12 protein-coding genes and 2 pseudogenes are annotated in these 14044 nt (G+C 45.1%); 3 read left to right on the top strand and 11 right to left on the bottom strand.

Annotation, left to right across the window (positions count from 1 at the left end; translation table 11 throughout):
- Nucleotides 1-8: 8 nt before the first annotated feature.
- The 8 genes from OCV30_RS19165 to OCV30_RS19130 form a co-directional block, all read right to left on the bottom strand.
- A complete protein-coding gene (locus OCV30_RS19165; RefSeq protein WP_065678298.1) occupies nt 9-992 on the bottom strand; it encodes a type VI secretion system baseplate subunit TssG in 984 nt (327 codons plus the stop codon).
- Nucleotides 974-2755, bottom strand: coding sequence for a type VI secretion system baseplate subunit TssF (tssF, locus tag OCV30_RS19160; RefSeq protein ID WP_065678299.1), 1782 nt, complete (start codon nt 2753-2755; stop codon nt 974-976). The genes OCV30_RS19165 and tssF overlap by 19 nt, the downstream gene beginning before the upstream one ends.
- Nucleotides 2748-3164 (bottom strand): type VI secretion system baseplate subunit TssE, encoded by a 417-nt coding sequence (gene tssE, locus OCV30_RS19155; RefSeq protein WP_029224443.1) that lies wholly within the window; start codon nt 3162-3164, stop codon nt 2748-2750. The genes tssF and tssE overlap by 8 nt, the downstream gene beginning before the upstream one ends.
- A complete protein-coding gene (locus tag OCV30_RS19150) occupies nt 3161-4516 on the bottom strand; it encodes a type VI secretion system contractile sheath domain-containing protein (RefSeq protein WP_065678300.1) in 1356 nt (451 codons plus the stop codon). The genes tssE and OCV30_RS19150 overlap by 4 nt, the downstream gene beginning before the upstream one ends.
- A gap of 48 nt (nt 4517-4564) precedes the next feature.
- Nucleotides 4565-6043 (bottom strand): type VI secretion system contractile sheath large subunit, encoded by a 1479-nt coding sequence (gene tssC / locus OCV30_RS19145; RefSeq protein ID WP_065678301.1) that lies wholly within the window; start codon nt 6041-6043, stop codon nt 4565-4567.
- Entirely contained in the window at nt 6043-6552 is a 510-nt protein-coding gene (gene tssB / locus OCV30_RS19140) for a type VI secretion system contractile sheath small subunit (RefSeq protein ID WP_017082797.1), read from the bottom strand. The genes tssC and tssB overlap by 1 nt, the downstream gene beginning before the upstream one ends.
- A gap of 64 nt (nt 6553-6616) precedes the next feature.
- A complete protein-coding gene (locus OCV30_RS19135; protein ID WP_065678302.1) occupies nt 6617-7159 on the bottom strand; it encodes an Hcp family type VI secretion system effector in 543 nt (180 codons plus the stop codon).
- A 26-nt stretch (nt 7160-7185) separates the two neighbouring features.
- Nucleotides 7186-8538, bottom strand: a complete 1353-nt coding sequence (locus OCV30_RS19130) for a type VI secretion system protein TssA (RefSeq protein WP_065678303.1) — start codon at nt 8536-8538, stop codon at nt 7186-7188.
- A 227-nt stretch (nt 8539-8765) separates the two neighbouring features.
- On the opposite strand from OCV30_RS19130, the pseudogene OCV30_RS19125 reads away from it, so the two are divergent.
- Nucleotides 8766-9160 (top strand): annotated as a pseudogene (locus OCV30_RS19125) (IS5 family transposase); the annotation flags it as partial.
- Nucleotides 9161-9469: 309 nt separating this feature from the next.
- Complete coding sequence (locus OCV30_RS19120; protein ID WP_017082421.1) at nt 9470-9934, top strand: hypothetical protein; 465 nt, start codon at nt 9470-9472, stop codon at nt 9932-9934.
- 190 nt (nt 9935-10124) lie between these two features.
- On the opposite strand, the gene OCV30_RS19115 is transcribed toward OCV30_RS19120, so the two are convergent.
- Both OCV30_RS19115 and OCV30_RS19110 read right to left on the bottom strand, forming a co-directional pair.
- Nucleotides 10125-11753 (bottom strand): methyl-accepting chemotaxis protein, encoded by a 1629-nt coding sequence (locus OCV30_RS19115; RefSeq protein WP_065678307.1) that lies wholly within the window; start codon nt 11751-11753, stop codon nt 10125-10127.
- Nucleotides 11754-12046: 293 nt separating this feature from the next.
- A pseudogene (locus OCV30_RS19110) lies at nt 12047-12460 on the bottom strand (ISAs1 family transposase); the annotation flags it as partial.
- 146 nt (nt 12461-12606) lie between these two features.
- Between OCV30_RS19110 and OCV30_RS19105 the strand changes: the two are divergent.
- Nucleotides 12607-13137 (top strand): phage integrase, encoded by a 531-nt coding sequence (locus tag OCV30_RS19105; protein WP_276536997.1) that lies wholly within the window; start codon nt 12607-12609, stop codon nt 13135-13137.
- A 67-nt stretch (nt 13138-13204) separates the two neighbouring features.
- Here OCV30_RS19105 and OCV30_RS19100 read toward each other — a convergent pair whose 3' ends face one another.
- The gene (locus tag OCV30_RS19100; RefSeq protein WP_261879049.1) at nt 13205-13966 is read right to left on the bottom strand and encodes an IS5 family transposase; all 762 of its coding nucleotides are present in this window, start codon (nt 13964-13966) and stop codon (nt 13205-13207) included.
- Nucleotides 13967-14044: the final 78 nt, after the last annotated feature.

Below are 14044 nucleotides of genomic sequence, written 5' to 3'. Positions count from 1 at the left end.
CTTTTTTCCTAACTTTTCGCCAGTGGCATTTCCACAAACTGTGGTTGGGTTGATTGATTGTCCATCCACGCAGACTGCCCTATTCGCAGTGCTTTCTGATGGTCGGAAGAGAGCGTGACTCGCGGCAGGTACTGGCTTCGCACTTTCATGTACAAAGCAAACTTGGTATTGACCCCCATGTAACTGCGTACCATATGATCAATCGCACGTATCATTTTCTCGTCATGCCTAATAGCAAGGTAATGGGCGTAGTTTCTTGGACAAATTTTGATCGCGAGTTTGTGCCCGAGCATCGGTGTACTCTTCCCTGCCAACGCACCTATCCCAAGTTGTTGATTCTGACCACTCTGCCCAATTTGGGTTAACGAACATTCCGTAAGAGGGAGGTACTCTAGTCCACTTCGGGCGATATCAAACTCCGCATCAAAATAGTCCTCCAGCAACACTTTCAAAGCGAGCAAACACGTCAGCTTAAGCCCAAGCAATCCGGTGTATTGCACCAAGTGATCTTCGGGTATAGAGCGTATTTCTCCCGTCTGACCAGCCAGTGAAGACAGCATGCCAGTCATCGACTGACGGTGTTGGTTCCAATGGAAATGCTCTTCTTCAACTTGATAGGCCAGATCGTGTTTTTGTTCGGTCTCACAATGCAGGCGGTAATAGCGGTTGTTAAACGTGTCAAAGAAATCACAGGCGGCTTCGTCCCCCCGTTCAAATCGCGCTGAGAGCGCGCCGCTGTACATCGCTCGGGGCATCGCTCCTCCATTGCCAGACAACGCAGCAACTGAAGTTGACACGATGAATGCCCCAGTTCGGTCAGACGTGACTTGAGACACCTGAGTCTGGTAATAGGCAGGAAGAACTTCGGCTTTGAACCTGACTTCAGGTCGTTGCCCCACCAGATGCGCTTGATGCTTGAACATCTGCCACGCCTTTTCCAACTGACCCGCGAAGCCACCCGAGGTCAATCGACTTACAATAGACTCTTGCACCCGGTTCTCCTTGGGAAGGACAGATAAACACCATCTTGTCCTTCGAGATAAACATCCAACTGCGTGAAGCTGTTAAAGCCCGCAAAGTAGGCAAAGAATCGATCCAGTAAGTGGGCAAACAAAGCAATGCCCCCATTCACGTTACTGGCTTCTAACGTCACAGCGATCTTTGTTCCGTAAGCAAAACACGTTTTGCCAGAGACACGGAGCGGTGCCACAACCTGCTCTTGGGTAATATCCAGTAGGGCATCAATATATACTTGGTTCTGCACGGCTTGATTGTGGTTGTACAACTCCAGTACATTTCTCAAGGTAGCCGTTGGATTGTCGGTACCCAAAATGGCATGGTAGTTAAAATGCAAGTGGCACAGCAGCGCCCACACATTCTTATTGGCGTCTCGACTTCGTACTGGCAACGTCGGCCTGCGTGACAAACTCATTGTGGCAGGTATTGTTAGCGCATCACGACAAGCAATTTGACTTGTTACTGGGAGTGAACCTGCGCTCACACCATCGCTAGCCGTGGTGGTGACAGTCCAGACGCGCTCCCCTACCTTCGCACTGACGTGTCCCAAGTCCGCCACTTTCAAACTGCTGCTCAGCACCCCTCTTTCATGGATACTTTGCACAAGTTGCCATCGCAATGAATTGTTTGTGCTGGTGTATTTTTCCCCGTACAGAGGCGGCACCACACACGGTTCACCCTCTGTAACGTCCACCACCTCGTCAACAGAAAATACTTCCAAATCACTGCGTTGATTGCTATCGAGATACACCGGATATTGCTTCTGGCTGAAGTCAATATGGATAGGCTCAGAGATCTTACTGTGCAAGTTCACCAAAGGGACGCTAAACAATGAAAAGTGCTGGGTCTGGATGCTTCGCGCCTGCTCCATACTGATTTCATCAAGGAAGATTTGAAGCCGACATTCCGCCCCTAGACGTCGTTGACCAAGACGCGTCAAATCGAGACTAAAACCCTGAAAACGCTCGGGAAACATAAAGAACTCAGTCAGCAGTTTGAACCCACCAAAACTGGCTGCCTGATAGGGCAATACCGTGTTCTCAGCGTCAAAACCAATGGGTTGCAATGCCGATGGTCCCAGTAGCACCGCACCGCCTTCGCATTGAAGCGCCACCTGAGCAACACCTTGAGCCAAGACATCATAAAGACGCAAAGCAAAGTGGCTTTCTCCTTTGAGGTGCAGAGTGAGGCTTTCCATACCCAACTCACTGAGTTCAATGCCTTCATCGGTCGCCGTGATGGTCAGCTCCAGCATTGCCTTCGCACTCTCTGCCCCTGATGGCTTAGCCAGTTCAAAAGGTGCAAATAACACTTCGGCTGACGAGACGGAGGTCGGAAAAATCTCGATGTCCTCCGTCGTTCGAAACACGAACGGCTCCTCCCCTTCACCCATTAAGTCGAATTCCGTCTCTTTGGGAATCATATGCTTAGCATTGGCGTCCTTCTCCACCTCAAAATCCAGCATGGTATAGGACGGGAGCGGTCTTAAGTAATGCGGAAACAGCAATGTAACCAGGCTTTCGGTCAGTTCCGGATAAGAGTCATCAAGACGCTGCTGTAACTTACCGTTCATCAGTGCAACACTTTCGATCAGACGAGCGATCTGTGGGTCATCAATACTGTCTTTGCGTATACTGAGCGCACGCGCTGCCCCTGGGTGGCGCTCGGCAAATTGTGTGGTTTCATTGCGAATAAAACGCAGCTCTTGTTCAAAATAGGAAAGCAATGAATTAGACAAAATTAGACTTCCTTACATCAAGTTTGTTGCTGCTGAGATCCAGAAAGGAGTCCAACACGATGGCTTCATCGCCAAGATCCGAGTGGACCACAGCAGACAGACGAAAACTCAGTTGGTTCGTCGCGTTTGTCCCTTCCTGCACCTCAATTTCAACCTGCGTTAAACGTGGCTCATAGAAACGGATTAGCGCTTCAATTTCGTCAATAATGTCGGCATTGTTTGTCTTACTTTGTGCGCGAGCAATATTTCGCATCCCCAAACCAGCAATGGTCGCTTCTGGGATAGATGGCTCGTTCGACCAAAGAGGTGCCCGACTCGAGATCAAATCACAAACGTTATCCACAATGACGTCGCGGACGGCATCAATGTCATTGCGCCACCCCTGATTGAGTTTTGCCATTAGACTCATTGACTCTCCCCCACTTCTTGTCCAGATACCGACGCTGTCAACACTACTTTGGCGTCCATCATTTCAAACTGATACTGAGGCTGGAGCATGATTTCACACAGATAACGCGTCTTATCGTGTTCTGACTCTTCAATTCGCACATAGCAGGAACGGAGGGGATACCGCGCTAAGATCGAGTCTTCTCCATAGCTCACGTTGCTGATGTATTGATCCAGCCACCGCTCAAGGCTACGTCGACAACTTTCCACACTGTCGTACCGTCCAACCTGATCACGGATTTGTGCTTTGATGTAGTGACCAAATCGGCAGGCCATCAAATTGGTCTGTAGCATTCCTAGTTGACGTTGATCTGGGCTCGGGGCTTGCCAGACGGACTGATTGCTAAAAAATCCTTTTTGATCACTCAAATAAAGGCTCGTTAAGGGCATGAATCCCTGCGCGCCCCAAAAGCCATCGTCCTCCGCAAACAAGTCTACTTTCGTGCGCAGTGATCCAGAGTTCGGCACTACCGCTCCATAGTTACCAGTGTCATCGTATGAACGCAAAAACCCAAACCAACTGATGCGGTCGAACTCGCGCATCACATTACTCAAGACCAGGTAGCCACTGTTCCCCCATAAGGCACAATGCTCACGTTGTTCTTGGTTAAACAGAAAGCCAGCAGGACAATGCTGATAAGGTTGGCGCATTAAAAACTCTGGCATCACTAAGTGGAGAAAACGTGACGAGCTGCGCCCACGTAGCAGTTGCCATGACACGAGATCACGGCTGCTTAGAATACGGTTTATACGAGCTCGATCATGCAGTTGTCGACGAGGGTCATCCCCAAAAAAGAGTTCATCAACACCTAACACCATTGGACAAAATGCCATTTCACCCAACTCAGATAACAGTTGAAGAGTGAATAAGTCATCCCACTCTTGATCTGGGTTGTAGTCGGCACTGATCTTATGGTCAACCATGACAAGCCCGAAAGGCAATCCTCCCGCCGTATCAAACTCGTTGGCATATAATTTCTGATACAGCCTCGAATGCTTTAAATCGAATGAATGGTTAAGATCGGAAGCAACCACTTGCCAACTGGCATCGAGCAGCTTAATTTTCACACGACGCTGCGAAACTTGAACCTCTGTCAAGGATTCGACTCCAGTCCAAGACGCTTCCAGTTGCTGAAACTGCGGATGCTGAATGACTTCAGATAATTGCTCACTGAGCAGTGCATCAAGCTGAGCAATCAAACGATTAAGCCATGCTTTGAATAGCGCTTTTGATTGACGTGGCGCCATAGCTAATAAGGCCTGCCAGGCGGAAGAGCCTATTGGGCTGAGTGGTATTTCGGAGTCAACTTTCATCAAAAACTCAATGCAAAACATTCGGGGACTACAAGCCCCCGAATCAGATTAACCAGGGATATTTGCAACCATACGCAATGAGGTCGTCAATTCTTCCATTTGTAGCCAAGGACGCAGGTAGGCCACCGCAGAATAAGCGCCAGGTCGGCCAGCTTGTTCTTCAACAGTGACTTTTGCCTCAACCAACGGGTGGGTGGCTTTGGCATCGTTACCGATCGCATTTGGGTTTACGTACTGATCGATCCAAGAGTTGAGATCGCGCTCAACATCATTTGGATCTAAGTTAGAGCCAATACGATCACGGCCCATAACTTTGAGGTACAGGGCAATGCGGCTGCTAGCCATCGTATAAGGTAAACGAGCTGAAATTGCGGCGTTTGCCGTTGCATCAGGATCTGTGTAAGTCTTTGGCTTGTGCGTCGTCTGCGCGCCCATAAACACCGCGTAGTTCGTGTTTTTGTAATGCACGAGCGGCAAGAAGCCCAGATCACTCAGTTCTTTCTCACGTTCATCGGTAAAGTTGAGCTCAGTCGGGCATTGCTGCAATAGATCACCGGCATCTGACACGTACGTAAAATTCGGTAAGTTTTCAACTTTGCCGCCATTTTCCGTACCACGAATCGCCGTACACCAACCGTATTTTGTGTAAGCTTGAGTCATAAGTAAGCCAAATTCATACGCTGCATTGCTCCAAACAAACTCGTTGTCTGATGAAACAATGGCTTGGCCGTTGTCACGCGTTTTCAGCTCTTCAAACGCAAAAGACTTCACTGGCACCGTATCCGCGCCGTATGGTAAGCGTGCCATTGTCTTAGGTAAGGTCAGCGCTACGTAACGCGAGTCATCGCTTTCACGGAATGCATTCCAACTTGCATACGCTGGCGAGTCAAAGCCTGTAGCGACTGGTTTACCTTCAGCAAAGGTACTGAATGAACTGAAATCGAACATGCCAGCGTTTGCCGCCGCAACAAATGGAGAGTGAGATGCCGACGCGACTTCGCCCATGTAACGAAGCAAAGAAACATCTTCGTCACCGTAACCAAACTCGTAATCCCCAAGGAGAGCACCGTACGGCTGACCCCCGGCCGTACCAAATTCTTCCTGATACACCATGTTGAAGAAGCGACTACGATCAATTGCTGGGGCATCTTCGAATTGCTCAAGCAGTTCTTCTTTGGTGTAATCCGCCAGTTTGATCTTTAAATCTGGTCCTAACTCGCTATTTTTTATGAGTTTTTGTAGCCCCAGCCAAGACCCTTCCATTTTTTGGAACTCAGAGTTTTGCATCACCGTAGACAACTGCTCAGAGATCTTACGATCAATCTCGCCGATGGCTTTCTCAATGGTCAGTGTAAAGTTTTTATCCCACGTTACGGTCCCTTCTAGCGCTTGGGCCGTCATAATGCTCAACAACTCTTTCGTCGTATTGACGGGCGTCTGGGCGGTCGCACTGATCGCACGATCAAGAAAACTCAGCGAAGCCTCTGCTTCTGCCACATTTTGCGTTGCTTGTTGTTCTACCGACATTATTCGCCGCCCTCCTGATTTAAACCAAGTTCCTCAGCTAAGCCATTGATGGCGTCTGTACTTTGTAGAACTTCTTTTAACAGACTCTCGAGATCTCTTGAGCGGTCCGCTTTACTTAACAACACTTTGAGTTGATTACGTGTCTCAACTAACTGCTTAAGTGGGTCGATCTGCTCAACCAGATTCTCCGGATGAAAATCTTTCATCGATCGAAAGCTCAAATTCACATCAAATTGTGTGTCGTCTTTTGCTAGCTTGTTGTCCACTTTGTACGACAAACGTGGGTGGATTTGCCCCATCACAGAGTCGAAGTTGTCTTTATCAACGCCAGTAAATTCACGCTCTTCAAGCGCGACTTTTTCCGAATCCGGTTTATGGCCCGAGAAATCACCAATTACACCGACGACAAACGGCAGTTCTTTGGTTTCCACAGCACCATTGGTTTCCACATCATACGTAATGCTGACTCGGTTCTTGCTGACGCGCTTGTGTTGCGAGTTCAATGACATAGCTTGTCCTATTTATTCTATTGGGAAGTTAGGCGCATTATTGGAAAAATAATGCGCACAGCTTTTACGATCCTGTCTGACCAGACTCCATAATTCCCGTAGGAATATTGTAAGTCACAATACCACCTGGCTTAAGATCACCACCAGTTGACTCAAAATGGTGCTTTTGAGAAATTTTCGTGTAAGACAGCGATAGGCTCTCGTAAGGTTGTGAGCCATCAGTGCCGCTCACGTTGTAAGAAACCAGACGTGCTTTTTCGAGTTTGATTTGGAAGTACACTTCCACACCTTTACCTCCATCCGCTGGTTTGGTGAAGGCAATCTCAACATCACGGCCATCTTTACCTGGGGCAAATAGATAAGACAAGAGAGCTTCTGAGGCAGCATCTACTACTTTAGTGACACTGACTTCACTCACGCCGACCATGCCACCATCAGCGTTGGTGGCATTACCAATGTCCATCGCAACGTTGCGAGCACCACCCCACGCATAAGACTGGATCGCAAACCAATCTGTGCTTTCTCCATTCTCTGTTTTTATTTTTTCGATAGTGGCTGCACCTTCTTCGAAGTTGAAGCCACTGATGCGCATATAAATACTTGCCATGTTTTTTCCTTATTTTTAAAAGACGATTACCAGCTCAAGCCAGATTTAGCTGAGGATTTAGGTTCATCATCTCGTTGAGGTTGGGTATCGACAGGGGAAGTCTGTGATACTAACTCTTGGGCACTTGGTGCTTCCGAAACTTGCGGAGCCACCGAAGGCACCGGGGTGACCGCTGGGCGTGTCACTTCAGGCAGAGTCACCTGCTCAAGGTGATTGAGCCCAACGGCATTAAACATTGCACTGACCGAGTCAGCGCTTTTCTCTGCCATCATCTCTTGCAACAGCTCAGGCAGAGGGAGATAGCCCCAACGAATCACCTTCTCTAACATGAAAGCGCTAGGACTATGCGGCTCGCTTTGGCGAAAGTAGTCCGCGATCTCTCTCAATAGATGGAATGCCAGATCACGGTTCATATTGTTGAGCGCGCCCAACGCGGACAAGTTCCCGGCATGGAGGTGCTGTGACGTTGTCATAGGCTCCGATGTACAAGTCGATGGCTCAATATTCGTGGGCTCGGAAACCACGGAAGGCTCATCAGCAGGCGCTGCGGCTTTCGGCTCCGTCGTCGCCGTCACTTTGATCCCAGTGAGATGAAATAGCGCTTGGTCCACGCGACGCAGTAATCCCGTCACGAAGCCAAAATTGGCCGCTTTGACGCCTAATGCTTGGCTTCGCTGAGCGACGTTTACGCGCAATCTATCCAACTGCGCGAGTACTTGGCTCAAATTGTCCAATTTAGCGGTGATGGCAGCGCGCTCCTGAGCTACTACTGCAGAGAGAGACGACTTTAATTGACTGGTTTCACTTCGGCGCTCGGCGCTCTGGTAGTCATAAAATGTTACCGTTCCGACCAAAGGAAGTTGAAGCAATGGCCCATACAGCAAACAGCTCTCTTCACTCTCCCCAACCAATTGCATCAATGCCTTAATTTTCGCTTCAGCTTGTTGCTTAGCGATGGCCGCATTCTCGTCGGATGTGAGTTTTTCTTCAGTCAAAACGGGGTTGAGGTGATCCCAGTGTTGCTCTGCCAAGTCCGCCAACCATTCGATACTATTGGCCGCACTCTCAAGACTAGGGTCGAGCAAAAATTGAGCCGCGATAAACCAAGAAATTAACTCGATGTCTCGCGTGGTGTGGGCGAAAGTTTCAAGCAAACGCTCGGACAAGGACTGCCAACTTGCGTGACACGCGGCTATCAACTCGTCTTTTTCGCTTTCTGCCGGATTCTGACTGAGTTTACGCAATGCGGTTTGCGCCACATTGAACTCATTCCGTAATGGACGAAACGCACTTTTGTCCATTTTCAAGTAAACACCACACACCAACTCATCACTGATTGGTTGAGAAAGCTGTTCAGCCTGAGATTTTAAAAATGGCATAGACTCTCATGATTTGCTAATTAAGGTATCGTGAATATATTTCGCCATGTCTTTACTTTCCCAAAGGCGAAATATATTGATAGATTACATTTTACATTTTCATTGATTTTACAAAACCAGCATATATGCCATTTTAGCGGTCCATTTAGGCCTTATTGCGTAATTCAATGGAATTAAATCCATAACCTACGATCTGATCTGCTACGTTCACTATCTCTCGTAGCCTCATGCCTAAACCACGCTACAAAACAACCAACTGGAAGCAATACAACCAATTACTTATTAACCGTGGCTCTATGACCTTTTGGATTGATGAAGAGGCGATAAGCGGTTGGGCGCAAAGCAAACAAAATAAGCGCGGAAGGCCACGTCGGTTCAGCGATTTAGCTATCACGACGGCCCTCATGGTGAAACGCATGTTTTCTATGCCACTGAGAGCATCGCAAGGATTTATCGACTCAATATTTAGACTTGCCCATGTTCCATTAAGTTGTCCGCATTACACTGCATCAATCATAGAGCTAAGCAAGTTGAGGTCTCATTTAAGACAAAAACGAGAGGAGCAATACAGCACCTAGCCATTGATGCGACTGGCCTTAATGTTTATGGCGAAGGTGAATGGAGTTATATCGATGAGGTGTATTTGAACCCTGAAAAGTGTGCGGCGTAATCATTCACGTTGCTGAATTGTAAAAATAGCGACAACTTGCTTGAAAAACAGCGGAAACAGCCGATCGCAATCACCGAAATACGCACAAACACAGTAGCCTTTAAATCGGATGTTGTCATATTTCCCTCTATCTACATAACGCTTGTTATCGGGAAAAGTGCGCATCATTAATTCCATTTATCAAGATCAAGAAATACATAAACGTCGACTGACTATATAGTTCATAACAGCTAATCTGAGCGTTTGAGGATCTATGCATCCGTGTCAGTATTTCTCAAAGCTATTGTTTTAACAGCACTTATCATCTTATTCATGTATAATGTAATTACTTTAAATTTGTTGATTTTCGGGATTTATATGTTTAGAAGGAATCTTTTAATCTTATGGGTTATTGGGACTGTTGCTGGTTGCTCAAACGTTTCGGAAAGTGATGCTCGTTATCTTGATACTTATAGCTTGTGTTACGAAGTTGGTAATAGCGCGCCCGCATACCGTTCTGCAACGTTGGAAGTCGTATCTAAGGAATTAGCTCGTAGAGGTTTAGATATGTCTGATGAGGAATGTAAGAAAGGAACTATTGATTCTCGCCAAGCACGTGCAATACGAAAAGCACAACAGCGAGATGAAGATGCTCAACTAGAGGCTGCATGTATAGCTTCAGGCGGAACTTGGTATATATCCTTTTGTAAAAAAGAGCCCGTTAAAATCGATGTAAATGTATATTAACTCAGATATTGCAAACACAGATGAATAGAATGTGTATGACCATTTACTCTTAGTGATTATGGGGCACTTCTACGTTACGAAGTGCCAACTGTGAAGATTCTGGACAGAAATGGCTTAGAGTTGATCTTCGAGCTGATTTGATCAACAACGCCACTCCTGATTAAAAAAATCTAAGGCGTAGTGCACCTTTCTATAGCTTGAATGCTCCCATCCTCGATTGGAGATTATGAGCTAGACTACTGATTTCCTGACACGCTATAGCGGTTTGTGAAGTGCCTTCTGCCATTTCTGAGGATGCTGAATTAATATGCTCCACACTTCGATTTAACTCTTCTGACACTGAGTTTTGCTCACTACATGCTGTTGCAATATGAGTACTCATCTGAGCAATATTCTCGACAGAGTGTTCAATCATATCAATTTGTTCTCCAGCCTCATTGACTTGGTCAACACATGTAGCGATACCACTCTGACACTCCCTGCTTGCCTCCCCCATTTTGATGGTTTTTTCTTGTAAGTCTTCAACAATATCGACAATCTGCGTTGTAGATTCTTGCGTTCGTTGAGCCAGAGAACGAACTTCATCAGCTACTACAGCAAAGCCTCTCCCTTGCTCTCCTGCTCTAGCAGCTTCTATTGCAGCATTCAAGGCTAATAGGTTCGTTTGTTCCGCAATCCCTCTAATAACATCAACAACAACATTAATGCTACTTGAACTATTTTCTAGATCACTTGCCAATTCATCTGTGTTTTGTATTGTTTTAGTGACCTTATCAATTTCTTGGATTGTTTTATTTAAAATCTCGGTTCCGTGCTTTGCAACTTCAGTTGCTGAGTTTGCTGAGGTAGCTCCACTTTCTGTATTCTGCGCTACCTCGTTAACTGCGGCCTGCATTTCTGTCATGGCCGATGCAACAGAACTCAACTCTAATTGTTGATTTTGCATTCCTGAAGCCGTTTGAGCTGATATTGCACTCACCTCTTCCACCGCTGCTGTTAATTGAATTGTAGAATCACTCACCTCTGAGACTAAAGAATGCAAATTATTTTGCATTGATACTAACTCTTTCAGCAAAGTACCAAGTTCATCTTCAGTTAACTCTCTTTCGTCAATTGTATTATTCAACTGACCTTTAGCTATCTGAGAAGCAAACCATAAAGCTCGATTAACCGGTTTACAAACTACTCGAGATAACAGAACTGACGAAAGAATTATCATACCGATAATGACTAAGGAACCAGCGGTGGCAGTAAGTTGAGTCGATTGAGATTCACTTTGTACTTCTACTTTTAGCTGATTTATAAGCTCATCATTTAAGCTAAGCGTATTGTCCAAGCTAGTAAGAGCTTTTGTATATGTAGTGAAACTAGATAAAACAACTTCATTTGCTTTTTTTGCCTTACCTTGTGCAAGTAAATAATTATATTGCTGCGTTTCAGAAATATAACTATTCCATGTATCTTTAAATACTTTAAAAGAACGCTTTTCTTGCTCACTCAGCGCTAGAGCTTCATACGACAAAATACCTTGTTGAACATTTTCCCTCCATTGTTCAAGCCCCTCTATCCATTCCGCGATTTTGGGATGCTTTGCATTTGACAGAAGCGAAAATTCATCTTTACGAACTTTTGTAATATCAACTTGAATACCTTTAAGCAAGGCAACCGATGGCAGGCTTTTATCAGTTAATATCGCTGTGTTTTTATTCAGTGATAATAAACTCGACATCATCACTACAGAAACAACTGCAAAAACCAGAAATACGGCTAAGTAACTCAACCCAATTTTCTTTACTACACTTAAATCTTTAATACTCATCAATGAACCCACATTTATTCTAAAAATAACGCCATGACTAATGGCACATTACCTACCTTAACAACCGAGGAGTGAGAATAAAAATCGTTACGCCCTTATTCATCGAGTGTAATATAGCCGAAAATTGGGCGAATTAACATCAACTTAGCGTGAATTCGATACAGCAGTTCACTTTTAACTAGAATATGGTGGTATTTTCGTTAAAAAATAGAGTAAATACCTCAGTTGAATGAGGTTGTATAAAAAAACCATAATTTAGTGTCAATTGATCAGCAGGGCGACCGCATGAGTGCCTAGTTTTTCACCGCCTGAGTAAAACCAGCACTTAATACTGCCTCTAGAATGGTTGTATTCATCATGCATCGCTTTTGCTTCCCAACAATGCTTAGCTTAGTTGGCTCTTCTCTGAGCATATTTAAGCTCATATGACGCAAGCAAGATAGATTCTCCGCTCCATGGTCTTTGTATATCTGGCACGCATCCTCATTCATACTGACATCAAGTACCCAATGCATTGACTCTATATCCCAATGCTCTCTAACTGCCATCGCAGCTTGCTCTGCGCTTAGCACTTTGGAGCTGATATAGTAACGATACTCTAGGTCGATTACTTTTCATTTCTCAATACGGAAGTTTTCAACCATTATAATGCTCTTCAAGTCTTTCCAACGAGAGAAGTTACCTTCCAGTTTTGTACTGTCAAAAACTGCTGTTGCGGATCACAATAACCTATTAGCTTTCTTAGCACTTTGAGATAGGAACCTAACCTGTGCTTTTTGTCCGATATAAAACATTGTTCTACGTTTCAGCCCCAATTAAACTGTTTTTATATACAGTAATTTTAGGCTTTATTATGTCTATCCGTAATTTAAAAGATGGTTCTACCAAACCTTGGCTCTGCGAATGTTACCCGAATGGGCGAACGGGGAAACGTGTTCGTAAAAAGTTTACGACTAGGGGAGAAGCAAAGGCTTTTGAGCTTCACACGATGAAGGAGATTGACGATAAGCCATGGATGGGAAGTAAACCCGATCACCGTAGAATGAGCGAACTGTTAGACGCTTGGTGGACCATACACGGTCATACGTTGAAATCGGGTAAACAAGCTCGGGAGCTAATAGCCAAGACAATTGAAGAATTAGGGAATCCAATTGCCTCCCACCTTAAAGAACGAGACTATTTAGACTATCGTGCAGCGCGAATACCCTACCGTGGCAAAAATAAATCTATTAAGATTTCACCAACAACACATAACACGGAGTTGATTTATCTAAAGGGAATGTTCAAGAAACTAATTAAGTACAATCAATGGAAATACCCCAATCCACTTGAAGCTATCGAAACAATCAAAACAATCAAAACAAGTGAGAAGAAACGAAACTAGCATATCTAACCAAGCCACAAATTGAAGAGTTCTTAGGGCGTGTTGATCTTTGCTGTACATTTCGCGTTCAACAATACATCGGTAGCCACATTAACATGAATGCCAGCGATAACATGCTGGCATAATTCCTTTCTAGCTTGTCATATCTACTTGAAATAGCTCGATAATGCTTAATTCTCCCAAAGGCATTTTCGACCAAGTGACGATACTTGTATAGACACCAATCCATACTGTCTTTGTCTATATCTTGTCCGTAATTGCGTTTAGCAATTACCGTTTCTCCGCCACGTTCCTTAACAAAAGTACGGAAAGGTTCGCTGTCATATCCTTTATCACAAACGATGGTATTAACTTCATCGAGTTGCTCAACTAAGCTTTCAGCATGCACTATATCGTGGCGTTGTCCCTCTGATAAATCAAAGCAAATCGGCAGGCCACCACTATCTACGGCTAAGTGAATTTTGGTTGAGTTGCCCCCGCGACTTTTTCCTATTTGCTCTGAACTTTCAGTAGCTGCACCTGTACTATGCTGATGTGCTCTAACTATAGAGCCATCAAGAAATACCCATTCAAAATCAGCCATGCTAGATAAGCTTTTGAAAAGATTATCTAAAATCCCTTTCTTTGACCAAAGATTAAATCGTCTGTAAACGGTACTCCACTCTTTGAACTCAGAGGGTAGATCTCGCCAAGGAATACCTGTTCTCATTCGATAAAGTATTCCTTCAAATGTCATTCGATGTTCAGTTTTATCGTAAATACGACCTGTACTTTTCATAACTTGGAGTAGCAGTTCCCAGCGAATATCAGTTAGCATTGTTCTTGGCATGGTATTGGTTATGGTTTTACTTTTGGCGAAGCAAATTATAACTCTTTACCATGCTGTTCAAAAAACACTCACGAAAGA

The sequence above is a fragment of the Vibrio atlanticus genome, from assembly GCF_024347315.1.
Taxonomy (GTDB): Bacteria; Pseudomonadota; Gammaproteobacteria; order Enterobacterales; family Vibrionaceae; genus Vibrio; species Vibrio atlanticus.
This window is presented reverse-complemented; position numbering and strand designations above follow the sequence as displayed.